Source organism: Pseudomonas sp. NBRC 100443 (assembly GCF_030268185.1).
Lineage (GTDB): Bacteria > Pseudomonadota > Gammaproteobacteria > Pseudomonadales > Pseudomonadaceae > Pseudomonas > Pseudomonas citronellolis.
Genome location: NZ_BSQE01000001.1, coordinates 163067 through 177433 on the forward strand (window position 1 = coordinate 163067; position 14367 = coordinate 177433).

At 70.8% G+C, this 14367-nt stretch carries 13 protein-coding genes; 6 read left to right on the top strand and 7 right to left on the bottom strand.

All coding sequences use genetic code 11. From position 1 onward, the window contains the following. Positions 1-4: 4 nt before the first annotated feature. A complete protein-coding gene (locus tag QSJ95_RS00770) occupies positions 5-1102 on the bottom strand; it encodes a flavin reductase family protein (protein ID WP_285639160.1) in 1098 nt (365 codons plus the stop codon). Between the two features lie 147 nt (positions 1103-1249). On the opposite strand from QSJ95_RS00770, the gene QSJ95_RS00775 reads away from it, so the two are divergent. The 5 genes from QSJ95_RS00775 (at position 1250) to QSJ95_RS00795 (ending at position 4770) form a co-directional block, all read left to right on the top strand. Beyond that, positions 1250-1885 carry a TetR family transcriptional regulator gene (locus QSJ95_RS00775; RefSeq protein WP_043268660.1) on the top strand — a complete coding sequence of 212 codons (636 nt, stop codon included), beginning with the start codon at positions 1250-1252 and terminating at the stop codon, positions 1883-1885. Positions 1886-2376: 491 nt separating this feature from the next. Continuing rightward, on the top strand, positions 2377-2877 hold the full coding sequence (gene ureE / locus QSJ95_RS00780; RefSeq protein ID WP_058488236.1) for an urease accessory protein UreE: 501 nt from the start codon (positions 2377-2379) through the stop codon (positions 2875-2877). Next, positions 2874-3548, top strand: a complete 675-nt coding sequence (locus tag QSJ95_RS00785; RefSeq protein ID WP_043268656.1) for an urease accessory protein UreF — start codon at positions 2874-2876, stop codon at positions 3546-3548. Before ureE ends, QSJ95_RS00785 begins: the two co-directional genes overlap by 4 nt. A gap of 11 nt (positions 3549-3559) precedes the next feature. Beyond that, the gene (ureG, locus tag QSJ95_RS00790; protein WP_285639169.1) at positions 3560-4174 is read left to right on the top strand and encodes an urease accessory protein UreG; all 615 of its coding nucleotides are present in this window, start codon (positions 3560-3562) and stop codon (positions 4172-4174) included. A gap of 23 nt (positions 4175-4197) precedes the next feature. Beyond that, positions 4198-4770 carry a HupE/UreJ family protein gene (locus QSJ95_RS00795; protein WP_285639171.1) on the top strand — a complete coding sequence of 191 codons (573 nt, stop codon included), beginning with the start codon at positions 4198-4200 and terminating at the stop codon, positions 4768-4770. Positions 4771-5048: 278 nt separating this feature from the next. Here the strand turns inward: QSJ95_RS00795 and QSJ95_RS00800 are convergent, their stop codons facing one another. From QSJ95_RS00800 to mdlC, 5 genes are all read right to left on the bottom strand, one after another. After that, positions 5049-6299 carry an OprD family porin gene (locus tag QSJ95_RS00800; protein ID WP_285639172.1) on the bottom strand — a complete coding sequence of 417 codons (1251 nt, stop codon included), beginning with the start codon at positions 6297-6299 and terminating at the stop codon, positions 5049-5051. A gap of 97 nt (positions 6300-6396) precedes the next feature. Continuing rightward, positions 6397-7872 (bottom strand): aldehyde dehydrogenase family protein, encoded by a 1476-nt coding sequence (locus QSJ95_RS00805; RefSeq protein WP_285639173.1) that lies wholly within the window; start codon positions 7870-7872, stop codon positions 6397-6399. Between the two features lie 25 nt (positions 7873-7897). Beyond that, complete coding sequence (locus QSJ95_RS00810) at positions 7898-8866, bottom strand: ketopantoate reductase family protein (protein ID WP_069862400.1); 969 nt, start codon at positions 8864-8866, stop codon at positions 7898-7900. Between the two features lie 28 nt (positions 8867-8894). Continuing rightward, complete coding sequence (locus tag QSJ95_RS00815) at positions 8895-10286, bottom strand: MFS transporter (RefSeq protein ID WP_276215517.1); 1392 nt, start codon at positions 10284-10286, stop codon at positions 8895-8897. A gap of 59 nt (positions 10287-10345) precedes the next feature. Next, complete coding sequence (mdlC, locus tag QSJ95_RS00820) at positions 10346-11932, bottom strand: benzoylformate decarboxylase (RefSeq protein WP_285639178.1); 1587 nt, start codon at positions 11930-11932, stop codon at positions 10346-10348. Positions 11933-12041: 109 nt separating this feature from the next. On the opposite strand from mdlC, the gene QSJ95_RS00825 reads away from it, so the two are divergent. Then, the gene (locus QSJ95_RS00825; protein ID WP_269962215.1) at positions 12042-12938 is read left to right on the top strand and encodes a LysR family transcriptional regulator; all 897 of its coding nucleotides are present in this window, start codon (positions 12042-12044) and stop codon (positions 12936-12938) included. A gap of 7 nt (positions 12939-12945) precedes the next feature. On the opposite strand, the gene QSJ95_RS00830 is transcribed toward QSJ95_RS00825, so the two are convergent. Then, positions 12946-14271, bottom strand: a complete 1326-nt coding sequence (locus QSJ95_RS00830) for an MFS transporter (RefSeq protein ID WP_285639182.1) — start codon at positions 14269-14271, stop codon at positions 12946-12948. Positions 14272-14367: the final 96 nt, after the last annotated feature.

The window sequence follows — 14367 nt, forward strand, 5'->3', positions numbered from 1 at the left end:
GAGGCTAGAGGTCGAGGCTGACGTCGCCCTGCGGGGCGCTGACGCACAGGCGGATGGGTTGTTGCGGCTCGCTGTGCAGCGCGCCGCTGCGCAGGTCGCGCACGCTGCCGGCGAGCAGGGTGCAGGTGCAACTGGCGCAGATGCCCTGGCGGCAGCCGTGGGTCGGGCGCAGGCCGGCGGCCTCGGCCTGTTCCAGCAGGCTGCGCTGGTTGTCGCCGGCCACCTGGCGGCCGCTGCGGGCGAAGAGGAGATGGACCTCGCGCTGGGCCTCGTCGGTGGCCCAGGCGGGCGCGCTGAAGGCTTCCCACTGCAGGCTGGCGGCGCGGGGTTCGAGCTGGTCGCGCACGGCGCCGACGAAGCCGGCCGGGCCGCAGGCCAGCACGTGCTCGGCGGGCAGGCCCTGCAGGTGTTCGGCGTGGAAGCGCCCGCGCAGTTCGCCGGCCTGCGCCGCGCCGCCGCTGATGGCCCAGCGCGGGCGGAAGTTGGGGTACTCGCGGGCCAGGGCCTGCAGGCGCTCGACGAAGGCGCGCTGGCTGCGTTCGCGCACGTAGTGCAGCAGCGTCACCGGGCCGCGATAGCCGTCGGCCAGGGCCTGGCGCAGCAGGCCGAGCAAGGGCGTCAGGCCGCTGCCGGCAGCCAGCAGCAGCACGCCGCGTTCGTCCTGCGGCCAGTGCAGCTCGCCGCCCGGCGCGCCCAGTTCCAGCACGTCGCCGACGCACAACCGGCCCAGCAGCAGCGGCGAGACCCGCCCGCCGGGCTGCAGCTTCACCGCGATCTCCAGGCAGCCGTCCTCCTCGGCGATCAGGCTGTAGCTGCGCCCCAGGCGCACGCCGTCGTGCTCGATGAACAGCTGCAGGTGCTGGCCCGGCCGCGCACCGCGCCAGTTGGCGTTGGGCCGCAGGCGCAAGGCGAGCATGTCGTCGGCCACCCACTGGCGGCCTTCGACGCGGGCGAACACCCGGTTCAGCGCCCAGGCCGGGTTGAGCACGGCCAGCACGGCATCGACGTCAGCCTCGCGCAGCCAGCGCTGGCGCACCAGTGCGCGCAAGGGGCCGAGCAGCGGGCGCAGGGCTCGCAGCCAGGTCAGGGGAAGCAGGGACATGCATGGCATCCAGACAGTAAACACCTGTTCACTAAACTGGCACGCCGCCACTTTTCAGTCAACAGTCGTTCACTGAAGTGGCCGGCGCAGTCGCCGATTTCCCCGGCCATTTGCTAGAGTGCCGGGGCCCCTGCCATGGAAGCCCCGATGTCCTCTCCCCGCGCCGAACAGAAACAGCAGACCCGCCAGGCCCTGATGGACGCCGCGCGCGGCCTGATGGACAGCGGCCGCGGCTTCGGCAGCCTGAGCCTGCGCGAGGTGGCGCGCGCGGCGGGCATAGTCCCGGCCGGTTTCTACCGGCACTTCGCCGATATGGACGCCCTGGGCCTGGCCCTGGTGGCCGACGTCGACGAGACCTTCCGCCAGACCCTGCGCGCGGTGCGGCGCAACGAGTTCGAGCTGGGCGGGGTGATCGAGGCCTCGGTGCGCATCTTCCTCGACGCGGTGAGCGCCAACCGCACCCAGTTCCTGTTCCTGGCCCGCGAGCAGTACGGCGGCTCGCTGCCCATCCGCCAGGCCATCGGCACCCTGCGCCAGCGCATCACCGACGACCTGGCGGCGGACCTGGCATTGCTCAACAAGCTGCCGCACCTGCAGGCCCAGGACCTCGACGTGCTCGCCGACCTGGTGGTGAAGACGGTGTTCGCCACCCTGCCCGAACTGATCGACGCGCCGGCCGAGGCACTGCCGGCGCACCTGACGCCGGAGGCCAAGGTTACCCAGCAGCTGCGTTTCATCATGATTGGGGCCAAGCATTGGCTGGGGATCGGGGCGCGGGGCTGAGGCTGGGGGCTTCCTTGTAGGAGCGAGCTTGCTCGCGAACCAGCCGGTGGCACCTGCGCACGGGTTCAACTCCGCTCCCTCTCCCCAGCCCTCTCCCTGAAGGGAGAGGGGGCTTGTCCGTGCCGAGAAAGGGAATGGTTTCAGCTGGAAACCGTCGGAGCTGTCGGCTAACTCCAGAACATCCAAGCGCTCCGAACGGTCCCCTCTCCCTTCAGGGAGAGGGTTAGGGAGAGGGAATGGAGCCAACCCAAAACACCGGCGTCACCGGATAACACCCTTCGCGAGCAAGGACTAGGCGTCCCCCTCGCTCCTACAAAAACCCTCATTCCGCCCCACATCGGTGCGCACCATTTACGTGCGCACCAGCAACGCGCACGCGCACCATTGCTGACCACTCGGACAACCCGCCCAGCCCCCGCCATTGCTGGCCGCGCCCGGCCCTGGCAAGGCCCTTGCTGTAGCTCGGCCATTGCCTACTGCCGGACACCGCCATGCTGGTCATCCACCAACGCATCGAGCCCCGCGAGCGCTGGGACGCCGAACTGCACCTGAACTACGAGGCGCGCAGCAAGAGCCGCCTGCGCTGCTACAGCCGCGATGGCGAGGACGTCGGCCTGTTCCTCGAACGCGGCCAGCCGCCGCTGGCGGATGGCGACTGCCTGCTGGCCAACGACGGCCGCGTGGTGCGCGTGTGCGCCGCGCCCGAGCAACTGATGCACGTGACCTGCGCCAGCCCCCGCGAGCTGAACCGCGCCGCCTACCACCTGGGCAACCGCCACGTGGCGCTGCAGGTGGGCGAAGGCTGGCTGCGCCTGCTCGACGACTATGTGCTCAGGGCCATGCTCGATCAGCTCGGCGCCACCGTGCAGAGCATCGAGGCGCCGTTTCAGCCCGAGCACGGCGCCTATGGCGGCGGCCATCACCATTCGCACCATGGCGAGGCGGAGTTCAACTATGCGCCGAAGCTGCACCAGTTCGGAGTGCGCAAGTGACCGGCGCAGGCCTCTGGCCGTTGCTGCGCCTCGCCAGCCCGCAGCTGCCCATCGGCGGCTACAGCTATTCCCAGGGCCTGGAAGCCGCCCTGGAGCACGGCCTGGTGAGTGATGCCGACAGCGCCTTCGCCTGGCTGGCCGACCAGTTGCAGCTGAACCTGGCGCGCTTCGAGGGACCGCTGCTGGCCGAGCTGCTGCGCGCCGCGCTGGCCGCCGACTGGGCCGCGCTAAGCGATGCCGCCGAACGCCACCGCGCCAGCCGCGAAACCCGCGAGCTGGCCCTGGAAAGCCGGCAGATGGGCTTTTCCCTGGCGCAACTGCTGGAGGCCCTGCCCGAGCTGGACGAAGCGGCCCGCGCCTGGCTGGCCGCGCAGCCGGAGCCCTCGCTGGCCGCCACCTGGGCGCTGGCCGCGCGGGCCTGGGGCCTGGACGTGGAGCAGGCCCTGGCCGCCTGGCTGTGGAGCTGGGCCGAGAACCAGCTCGCGGTGCTGATGAAGGCCCTGCCCCTGGGCCAGCTGGCCGCGCAGAAGCTCACCTCGCGCCTGCTCCCCGAACTCGAACGCGCCTGCGCCGCCGCGCTGGCGGAGGACGCGCCCGGCGGCGCGCCCTTCGGCCTGGCCCTGGCGAGCATGGTCCACGAAACGCAATACAGCCGTCTGTTCCGTTCCTAGGAGAACCCCGCATGAACTCCCAACCCCTGCGCGTCGGCATCGGCGGCCCGGTGGGCTCCGGCAAGACCGCCCTGACCCTGGCGCTGTGCCACGCCCTGCGCGAGCGCTACAACCTGGCCGTGGTGACCAACGACATCTACACCCAGGAAGACGCCCAGTTCCTGGTGCGCAACCAGGCCCTGGCGCCGGAGCGGATCATCGGCGTGGAAACCGGCGGCTGCCCGCACACGGCGATCCGCGAGGACGCCTCGATCAACCTGGAGGCGGTGGACCAGCTCAACCGCCGCTTCCCGGGCCTGGAGCTGATCCTGGTGGAGTCCGGCGGCGACAACCTCTCGGCCACCTTCAGCCCCGAGCTGTCGGACCTGACGCTGTACGTGATCGACGTTTCCGCCGGCGACAAGATCCCGCGCAAGGGCGGCCCGGGCATCTGCAAGTCCGACCTGCTGGTGATCAACAAGGTCGACCTGGCGCCGCTGGTCGGCGCCTCGCTGGAAGTGATGGCGCGCGACGCGAAGAAGATGCGCGGCGAGCGGCCCTTCGTGTTCAGCAACCAGAAGACCGGCCAGGGGCTGGACGCAATCATCGCCTTCATCGAACGCCAGGGGCTGCTGACCGCGGCCTGAGAACAACCCACAAGGAGTCCCCCATGTCCCTGCGCAAAAGCCTCTTCGCCCTGGCGCTGTGCCTCGCCCCGGCCGTCGCCTTCGCCCACCCCGGCCACGGCGAGCACGGCCTGGCCGCCGGCGTGCTGCACCCGCTGACCGGCCTCGACCACCTGCTGGCGATGTTCGCCGTCGGCCTCTGGGCCGCCCAGCAACGGGGCGCGGCGCGCCTGGCGCTGCCCTGCACCTTCGTCGGCGCCATGCTGCTCGGTGGCCTGCTCGGCTTCGACGGCGTGCAGTTGCCCTTCGTCGAAACCGGCATCGCCGCCTCGGTGCTCGCCCTGGGCCTGTGCGTGGCCCTGGCGGTGCGCCCGCCGCTGCCGCTGGCCATGGCCGTGACCGCGCTCTTCGCCCTGGCCCACGGCATCGCCCACGGCCTGGAGCTGCCGGAGCTGTCCAGCCCCTGGGCCTACGCCGCCGGCTTCGTCTGCGCTACCGCTGCGTTGCACGCCGCGGGTTATGCGCTGGTGCGCTTCCTGCCGCAGGCTGCGGCGCCGTTGGTGCGTGTGGCAGGCCTGGCCTCGGCGGGTGCCGGGGTGTGGTTGCTGGCGGGTTGATCGCGAATCCGGATTGAGAATCGCGGACGGAGTCCGCTCCTACGAGGGGAGGAATACCGTGCCTCCCAGCAACCTGTAGGAGCGGGCCCTGCCCGCGATTCGCGCGCAGGGCGCGCTCCTACATGGGAATGAGCATGGGACTGAGCCAAGGTGCTCTTCGTAGGATGGGTTGAGCTTGCGAAACCCATGCGGTCACGGTGATGGGTATCGCTTCGCTCAACGCCATCCTACGACGGCGCTGAGGCTCTTCGTAGGAGCGAGCCATACGCACCGCCCCGTCAGAGCGAAATGGGGTAGTTGAAGATCACCCGCGTCTGGTCGAAATCGCTGTTGAAGCTGCGCCGGTTGCTGCCATGGTTGACGCGCACGTTGAGCTTCTTCAGCGGCCCGCTCTGCACCGTGTAGCCCAGCTCCAGGTCACGCTCCCATTCCTTGCCGCCGCTGCCAGCCTTGGTGGTGGCGTTGTCGCCCTTGCCGTAGCGCACCATGCTCACCAGGCCGGGCACGCCCATCGCGGCGAAGTCGTAGTCGTAGCGCAGCTGCCAGGAGCGTTCGTCCTCGTTGGTGAAGTTGCCGTTGAACATGTCGTTGCCCATGGTCCTGCCGCTGCTGCCGTAGACCGACTGCCAGCCACCCTCGCCGCCGACCTTCTGCAGGCCGAGGTAGAGGGTATGCCCGCCATGGTTGGCCGAGAGCAGCGCGTAGGCGGTGTGGCTGTCGATGTCGCCGGCCAGGGCGCGGCCGTCGTCGCGGTCGAAGAACAGGCCGAGGTTGGCGCCCAGCACCCAGTCGCCCACCGGCTGCTTGTGCAGCAGGTTGAAGTAGCGCTGGGTGTAGATGTCCTCCAGTTGCGCGTACCAGGCGCCGACCAGGGTGTGCTGGTCGTTGAAGCGGTATTCGCCGCCGGCGTAGTTGAAGGCGTCGGATTTCGCCGTGGGCGCCGACCAGGACGACAGGTCCTGCATGTCCGCCGAATTGCGCAGGCTGACCTGGTCGTAGCGCCCGCCGTACAGGCTCGTCCCGGCCCACTCGCGGGACACCAGCACCGCGCCGCGGAAGGTCTGCGGCAGCAGGCGGCCGTCGTCGTAGCGCAGCACCGGCACGTCCGGCAGCATCTCGCCGATCTTCAGCTCGCTGGCCGACAGCCGCAGCTTGACCGCCACCGCCACGCGCCCGTATTCGTCGGCGGCCTTGCCGTCGTCATGTACCGGCAGCAGTTCGGAGCCGCTCTGCTCGCGGCTGCTGTTCAGCTTCACGCCATACAGGCCCATGGCATCCACGCCGAAGCCCAGCGGCCCGCGGGTGTAGCCGGAGCTGAACTTGAGGATGAAGCCCTGGGCCCATTCGTTGATCAGGCTCTTGCCGGCGCTGTGGTCGCGGAAGTCGCGGTTGAACGCGTAGTTGCGCAGCACCAGGTCGGTGCGCGAATCCTCGAAGAAGCCGCCCTCCTCGGCCAGCGCGGGCGCGCACAACAGCGGCAGGGCCACGCAGGCGAGGGACGGCAATACGGCGGTGTGACGGTTTTGCATTGTTATTGTTCTCCGTTTTTTTTCGGGGTGCAGCGGCCCGCGGCGCGTCCGTGTGAGCGCGCCCTGGGCGGGATTGGTGGCAGAACCGGCTAGGCGATCAGAACGGGTAGCGGCGCGCCTCCCGTTGCACGCTCACCCAGTGGTCGCAGGTGAATTCGTCTATCGCCCAGTCGCCGTTGAAGCGGCCCAGGCCGGAGTTCTTCTCGCCGCCGAAGGGCGCATTGGCCTCGTCGTTGACCGGGATGTCGTTCACGTGGGTCATGCCCGCGCGGACCTTGCGGGCGAAGGCCACGCCGCGTTCCAGGTCGCGGCTGAACACGGCGCTGGACAGGCCGTACTCGCTGGCGTTGGCCAGCTCCAGGGCGTGGGCTTCGTCACGGGCGCGCAGCAGGCCGATCAGCGGGCCGAAGATTTCGTCGCGGGCGATCTCCATGTCCGGGCCGACCTCGCCGTACACGTGGGGCGCCAGCAGTTGGCCCTGCACGCCGCCTTCGTACAGCGGCCTGGCGCCTTCGCGGCGGGCCAGGGCGACCTTCTCCAGCAGGCCTTCGAGCTGGCGGGCGTTGATGATCGGGCCGATGGCGGTGTCCATCGACTGCGGGTCGCCGACCTTCACCTGCTTCACGCGCTCGACGAAGCGTTCGGCGAAGGCGTCGTACAGCGCGTCGACCACGATGATGCGGTTGATCGCCATGCAGATCTGCCCCTGGTGCAGGAACTTGCCGAACACCGCGGCGTTCACCGCCTGCTCCAGGTCGGCGTCCTCCAGCACCACGAAGGGGCTGTTGCCGCCCAGCTCCAGGGCCACGTGCTTGAGGTGCGCGCCGCCGCTGGCGATGCGCCCGATGTTGCGCCCCATCGGGGTGGAGCCGGTGAAGGTCACCAGGCCCGGCACCGGGTGCTCGACGAAGGCGTCTCCGATCTCGCTGCCGGCGCCGACCACCACGCCGAGCACGCCGGCCGGCAAGCCGGCCTCCTCGAAGATGCGCGCCAGCAGCAGGCCGCCGCACACCGGGGTGTCGCTAGCCGGCTTGACCACCACCGCGTTGCCCAGCGCCAGGGCCGGGGCCAGCGAGCGCTGGGTGAGGTGCAGCGGGAAGTTCCACGGGCTGATGACGCCGACCACGCCGATGGCGCTGCGGTACACGCGGCTCTCCTTGCCGGGGATGTTGGAGTCGACGATGCGCCCGTGCACGCGGCTGGGGAAGGACGCCGACTCCAAGGTGATGCCCCGCGCCGCGCCCCATTCCAGGGTGGCCTTCAGGCGGGTGCTGCCGGACTCGCGGACGATCCAGTCGATGATCTCCTCGCGGCGCCGGTCGAACACCTCCACCACCCGGTAGAGCAGCGCGGCGCGTTCCGCCGGCGGCAGCGCGGCCCAGGCCGGCTGTGCCTCGGCGGCCTTGCGGTAGGTGGCATCCAGGTCCTCGCGGCTGGCCTGGGGGATTTCCGCCAGCAGGCTGCCGTCGTAGGGGTTGCTGTCGCGCAGCACCTTGCCGGCGCTGCCGGTGCGCCATTCGCCGGCGAGGGGTTGCAGGTGGAAGTCGGTGTAGGGGGTGTTGGCATCGCTCATGACAAAGCTCCTTGAAAGATGGGGTTCATACCAAGGGTCCGCTCGCGGCGGCGGCTTCGCGGGCGCGCGCCTCCACCAGGCGCAACAGCCCGAGCAGCATTTCCGTGCGCGGCACGGCGATGCCCGCCCGCCGCGCGCGAGCCACCACTTCGCCGTTGATCGAACCGATCTCCGTGGGCCGCCCCGCCAGCACGTCCTGCAGCATCGAGGGCTTGTGCGTGCGGTGCTGGGCGATGGCCTCGGCCACGCTCGCCAGGCAGTGCCGGGGGTCCACGGCAATGCCCTCGGCGCGGGCCACGGCCAGCACCTCCTGCGCCACGGCGCGGGCCAGTTCGGGGCCTTGCGGCACGGCCGCCAGTTGCCCCACCGCGCAACCGGTGACGGCGCACAGGCTGTTCAGCGCGGCGTTGAACGCGACCTTCTCCCAGATCGCCGCCCACACGTCCGCATCCGCCACGCAGCGCAGGCCCGCCGCATCCAGCACGGCCGCGACCTCCGCGCAGGCCGGGCGTTCGACACCGTCCGCCGAGAAGACCCGCACCACGCCGAGGCCGTGGGACTCGACATGGCCGGGGCCGTGCAGGTCTGCGGGCCAGGTGGTCATGCCGATCAACACCTGCTCCGGCGCGACGTGGCGGCACAGCGTCTCGGCGTTGCCCAGGCCGTTCTGCAGCGACAGCACCCGCGTGTGCCCGCCGATATGCTGCGCTACGCTGGCCAAGGCCTGCTCGGTGTGCAGGGTCTTGGTGAACACCAGCAACAGGTCCGGGTGCCCGCTGGCCTGTTCCGGGCGGCAGGCCGCCAGCCCTCGGATGCGCCGGTCGCCGCTGTCGGTGACCAGGCGCAGGCCCTGTTCGCGGATGGCCGCCAGGTGCGCATCGTTGATGTCCAGCAGGGTCACCCGCCGGCCGCTTTCGGCCAGCAGGCCGCCGAACAGCGAGCCCATGGCGCCGGCGCCAAGGATGCTGACGTGGGTAATGCTGCATTCGCTCATCGGATCGACCTCCCGCTCGTGAGCCGTTTCAAGACAGCCCCGGCGCGCGCCGGGGAATGTGCCGGCGCACCAGCATCAGGGCGATCATCGCCGCCACCATCACCGTGCCCAGCAGCGTCAGGTAGCCGTGCGCGCCGCTCAGGGTGATGACGCTGGCCCCGGCGAAGGCGCTGAGGATCGCGCCCAGGCGGCCGAAGGCCAGGGCCGAGGCGGTGCCGGTCGCCCGCACGCCGGTGGGGTAGATGAAGGCGCACAGGGCATAGAGCGTGGACTGCACGGCATTCACGAACAGGCCGTGCACGCCGAAGCCGAAGATCAGCAGGCTGGCATGCTGGTTCACGTCCACCAGTTGCATGGCGAAGGCGCTGGCGGCGCCGCCCAGGCAGCACAGCAGCAGCGGCCAGTAGGAACCCCAGCGGGTCATGGCCACGGCGCAGACCAGCGCGCCTATCACGCCGCCCAGGTTGTAGGCGGTCAGCCCGGAACCGGCCACGGCCAGCGACAGGCCTTCGGCCTGGAGCATGGTCGGCAGCCAGCTGAAGGCGCTGTAGACGGCGGTCAGGCACATGAAGAAGGCCACCCAGACGGCAACGGTGTCACGCCCGTAGCCGAGGTCGAACAGGGCTCGGAAGCCGGCGCGTTTCTCCCGTGCCTGTTCCAGCGAATCGGTGTAGCGCGCGCCCTCGGGCATGGGCCGCTGCATGCGCCCGAGCAGGCGGCCCAGTTCGCCCCAGCGCTGCGGCCGGCGCGCCAGGAAGCGCGGTGACTCCGGCAGCGTCGCCAGCAGCAGGAAGCCCAGCACCAGCGGCAGCGCGCCGCCGGCGAAGAACAGCGTGCGCCAGCCGTACAGCGGCAGGATGTGCGAAGCGAAGAAGCCCGCCAGCATGCCGCCCAGGGGTACGCAGACGATGGTCGCGGTCACCGCCAGGGTGCGCCGCCGCGCCGGGGTGAATTCGGCGGTCATGGTGGTGGCGCTGGGCAGCGCGCCGCCGATGCCCAGCCCGGCGACGAAGCGCAGCAGCGCCACCGTCAGGGCATCCGGGGCCAGGCCGATGGCGCAGGTCGCCGAGCCGAACACGAAGACGCTGGCGATGACTGCCATGCGCCGCCCGAAGCGGTCGGCGAACAGGCCGGCGCAGGCGCTGCCGATGCCCATGCCGATCAGCCCGGCGGCCACCGCCGGGGCGAAGGCCTCGCGGCTGATGCCCCACTCGGCGATCATCATCGGGATGGCGAAGCCGATGAGCTGGCCGTCGAAGCCGTCCAGCACGATGGACAGCGCGGCCAGCAGCACCACGACCTTCTGCATCCGGGTGAAGGGGCCTTCGTCCAGCAGGGTACCGATGTCGGCGCTGGCCGCAGGGCGGCTCGAGTGCTGGCCGGCAGCCTCCAGCGTCTCACTGACGGTAGTCGTATTCATATCCACCTCGTTCTTATTGTTGTGGCGTGGCCGCGAGCTGCGGTCGGTAAGTCGGGCCCTCAGGGCTCGATGGTCAGGGTGGGCACCTCGATCAGCACCGGCTCGTCGCCGGCCAGGGCGCGGGCCAGTTCCACGCGCAGGCTGGCGGCGTCGGCCGCCTGCACCGAGCGCACGCCGTAGCCGCGGCCGAGCTGGCAGAAGTCCAGGCCGGGCACGTCCAGGCCGGGGGCGTCGGGCACGTCGAGCACCCCGGCGAACCAGCGCAGCGCGCCGTAGGTACCGTTCTTGAGGATGATGAACACCGCCGGGATGCGGTATTGCGCGGCGGTCCAGAGCGCGGTGATGCCGTAGTTGGCCGAGCCGTCGCCGATGATGCCGATCACCCTGCGCTGCGGTTGCGCCAGCTGCACGCCGACCGCCGCCGGCAGGCCGAAGCCCAGGCCGCCGGCGGCCGGGAAGAAGTAGCTGCCCGGCTCGCGCATCCGCACGCGCTGCCAGAAGGCGGTCACGGTGGAGGTGGATTCCTTGACGAAGATGGCGTCGTCCGGAGCCAGTTCGTCGATCACGTCGAACACGGTTTCCGGGTGCAGCGGGCCCGCTTCGGCGGCGCGCGGCGCCGGGCGCGGCAGGGCTTCGGGCATCGGCCGCGCGCTGGGGCGAACGGCTTCCACCAGGGCTTCGAGGGTGAGGAAGATGTCGCCGACCAGGGCATCGCCCATGGGCGCGCGGGCGGCCTCGCCGGGGTCGCAGGTGATGTGCACCAGCTCGGCGCCGGCGGGCAGGTAGTCGCCCGGGGCGAACTGGTGGTAGCGGAACACCGGGGCGCCGACCACCAGGATCAGGTCGTGCCCGGCGAGCCGTTGCGAGATGCCGGCGATGGCCGCCGGCAGCACGCCGCGGAAGCACGGGTGGCGCGTGGGGAACGGGCAGCGCGAGGCCGAGGGCGCGACCCAGGCCGGCATGCGCAGCTTCTCCGCCAGTTGCACGGCCAGCGGGTTGGCGCGGGCACCGTCGACGTCCGGGCCCAGCACCAGCACCGGGTTGTGCGCCCGCGACAGGCGCCCGGCCAGCTCGCCCAGTTGCGCCGGCGAAGGCAGCCCGGCGCTGGCCACGTTGCGCGCGGCCAGGTGCTCGACGCCGGCCGGCGCCGGCTGCGCCCAGTCGTCGTAGGGAATCGACAGGTACACCGGGGCCTTGGGCGCCAGGTTCGCCATGTGGATGGCCTGGCTCAGCGCGCGCGGCACGTCCTGGGCGCAGGCCGGCTCGGCGCTCCACTTCACCAGCGGCTTGGGCAGCTGCGGCGCCTCGACGTTGGCCAGCATGGCCTCCACGCCGATCATCGAGCGCACCTGCTGGCCGGCGCTGATCACCAGCGGGCTGTGGCTGTACCAGGCGTTGGTCAGCGCGCCCATGCCGTTGCCGGTGCCGGCGGCGGCGTGCAGGTTGACGAAGGCCGGCCTGCCGCTGGCCAGGGCGAAGCCGTCGGCCATGCCGACCACCGCGCCTTCGTGCAGGCCGAGGATGTAGCGGAAGTCCGCGGGGAAGTCCTTGAGGAACGGCAGCTCGTTGGAACCGGGGTTGCCGAAGATGGTGGTCAGGCCGTGGCGACGGAGGATGTCGTAGGAGGCGCAATGGACGGTTTTCATGCTGGCCCTTCAGGCTCGTTCTTGGGTTTGCGCTACTCTCGCAGCGGCCTGATAATCGATCAAATCGATAGTCTTTCTATCGAAAATAAAAACCATCTATGTGACTGCCATGGCCCAGATCGACCTCAACCTGATCCGCACCTTCGTCACCCTCTACGAGGCCGGCAGCGTGACGGCCGCCGCCGAGCGCCTGTTCGTCACCCAGCCCTCGGTGAGCTACGCCCTGGCGCGGCTGCGCGAGCTGTTCGACGACCCGCTGTTCAGCCGCAGCCGCGACGGCATCCAGCCGACCTTCGTCGCCGAGCAGCTGTACGCCACCCTGCGCGAGGCGCTGACGCGCATCGAAGGCGCGGTGCAGAGCACCCGCCAGTTCGACCCGGCCACCACCGAGCGGCGCTTCCGCATCGCCCTGTCGGACCTGGGCGAGCTGGGCTTCCTGCCGCTGATCCTGGCGCGGCTGAACCGCGAGGCGCCGCTGGCCGAGGTGGAAGTGCTGCCGCTGCAGGTGGACGAGGTGGGCGACTGGCTGGCCAGCGGCAAGGTGGACACCGCCATCTGCCGCCAGGCGGTGCCCGGCAGCCGCAGCCGGGTGCTGATCCAGGAGCGCTACGTGTGCCTGCTCAGCGCCGACCACCCGCGCATCGGCGAACGCCTGGAGTTGCCCGGCTACCTCGCCGAACGCCATGTGGTGGTGACGCGCACCTCCGGCCACGGCATCGCCGAGGACGTGCTCCAGGCGATGAAGCTGGAGCGCCGCATCGCCCTGCGCGTGCCGCACTTCTCGGTGCTGCCGAAGATCATCCCCGGCACCGACCTGCTGACCATCCTGCCGGCGCAGATCGCCCGCATGTTCGTCGCCGAGGGCGGGCTGAAGATGCTCGAACTGCCCTTCGCCGTGCCGGCGTTCGAGGTGTCCCTGCACTGGCGCGCGAGCAGCGAGCAGTCGGCGGCGCTGGAGTGGTTCCGCAACGCCATCGCCGACGCGATCCTCCAAGGGCAGCATTGAGGCGCCCTCAGTGCGCGGCCAGCGGCTCGCCGGCCGGCGCCGCCGGGCGCAGGCCCAGCAGCACCAGGGCGGCGGCGACGAAGACCACGGCGAACACGCCGTACAGGTGCAGCGGTTGCCAGCCGTCGTCCAGCAGCAGCCCGGCCACGGTGGGCGAGAGGATGGCACCCAGTCGGCCGACGCCGATCGCCCAGCCCACCCCGGTGGCGCGCACGCCGGCCGGGTAGATCAGCGGCGACAGCGCGTAGAGCCCGGCGATGCAGCCGTTGGCGAACAGCCCGATGAGCAGCCCCAGGCCGAGCGCGGCGGCCAGTGACGAGGCCGAGCCGAGGAACAGCACCAGCAGCGCCGCGGTGACCAGCATGAAGCCCTGCAGCACTCGCGCCAGCGGCACGCGCGCCGAGAGCGCGCCGACCAGGGCGGCGCCGAAGATGCCGCCGATGCTCAGCAGCACGCCGCCGGTGATGCCCTGCTGCGCAGTGAGGCCGGCGGCGGTGAGCAGCTTGGGCGTCCAGCTCATGATGAAGTAGAAGCCGAACATGGCGAGGAAGAACAGCAGCCAGATCAGCAGCGTCGAGCGCCGCAGCGCGGGCGCCAGCAGCTGCAGCATCGCCACGCCGGAGGCCTCGCGCGAGCGGGCTTCGGGCAGCGCATCCAGGCTCTGCAGGCCCAGGCGCCGGGCCAGGCCGTTGACCCGCGCCAGGGCGTTGGCCGGGCGGCGGGCGAGGAGGAAGTCCAGGGATTCGGGCAGGCCCGCCAGCACCAGCGGGATGGCCGCCAGGGAGATCAGGCCGCCGGCCAGGAACACCGAGCGCCAGCCCCAGTGGCCGATCAGCCACACCGCCAGCAGGCCGCCGAAGGTGGCGCCCAGGGCGTAGCCAGTGGACTGCAGGCTGACCGCCAGGGGGCGCCAGCGGCGGTTGGCGTATTCGGCGGCGATCACGTTGCTGCTGGCGAGGATGCCGCCGATGCCAAGGCCGGTGAAGCCGCGCAGCAGGGCCAGTTGCGTCGGGCTCTGGGCCAGGGCCGAGCACAGCATGCCGAGGCCGCACAGCAGCAGGCAGAAGAGGATCAGCGGGCGGCGCCCGAAGCGGTCGGCGCGCGGGGCGATGAACAACGAGCCGGCGGCCATGCCGAACAGCCCGGAGCTGAGCAGCAGGCCGACCTGGGCGCCGTTCAGGCTCCACTCGGCGGAGACCGAGGCGGCGGTGAAGGCCATCACCAGCACGTCGAAGCCGTCGATCATGTTGAGCAGGATGCAGATGCCGATGGCCGTCCACTGGAAGCGGTTCATCGGGCCCTGGTCGAGGGCATGGCGCAGGTCACGATTCATGGGCGCACCTCCGGCGGACGGAGGTTCGGGGCTGGGCGCACGGCATGGCGGGTTCCTCTTGTTCTTGTTGTGGAGGCTTGGTTGGCGCACACCCTG

Coding starts and splice junctions, on each gene's coding strand:
- mdlC (WP_285639178.1), bottom strand. CDS start 11,932: ATGAAAACCGTCCATTGCGCCTCCTACGACATCCTCCGTCGCCACGGC.
- QSJ95_RS00810 (WP_069862400.1), bottom strand. CDS start 8,866: ATGAGCGAATGCAGCATTACCCACGTCAGCATCCTTGGCGCCGGCGCC.
- QSJ95_RS00830 (WP_285639182.1), bottom strand. CDS start 14,271: ATGAATCGTGACCTGCGCCATGCCCTCGACCAGGGCCCGATGAACCGC.
- QSJ95_RS00795 (WP_285639171.1), top strand. CDS start 4,198: ATGTCCCTGCGCAAAAGCCTCTTCGCCCTGGCGCTGTGCCTCGCCCCG.
- ureG (WP_285639169.1), top strand. CDS start 3,560: ATGAACTCCCAACCCCTGCGCGTCGGCATCGGCGGCCCGGTGGGCTCC.
- ureE (WP_058488236.1), top strand. CDS start 2,377: ATGCTGGTCATCCACCAACGCATCGAGCCCCGCGAGCGCTGGGACGCC.
- QSJ95_RS00775 (WP_043268660.1), top strand. CDS start 1,250: ATGTCCTCTCCCCGCGCCGAACAGAAACAGCAGACCCGCCAGGCCCTG.
- QSJ95_RS00825 (WP_269962215.1), top strand. CDS start 12,042: ATGGCCCAGATCGACCTCAACCTGATCCGCACCTTCGTCACCCTCTAC.
- QSJ95_RS00800 (WP_285639172.1), bottom strand. CDS start 6,299: ATGCAAAACCGTCACACCGCCGTATTGCCGTCCCTCGCCTGCGTGGCC.
- QSJ95_RS00805 (WP_285639173.1), bottom strand. CDS start 7,872: ATGAGCGATGCCAACACCCCCTACACCGACTTCCACCTGCAACCCCTC.
- QSJ95_RS00770 (WP_285639160.1), bottom strand. CDS start 1,102: ATGTCCCTGCTTCCCCTGACCTGGCTGCGAGCCCTGCGCCCGCTGCTC.
- QSJ95_RS00815 (WP_276215517.1), bottom strand. CDS start 10,286: ATGAATACGACTACCGTCAGTGAGACGCTGGAGGCTGCCGGCCAGCAC.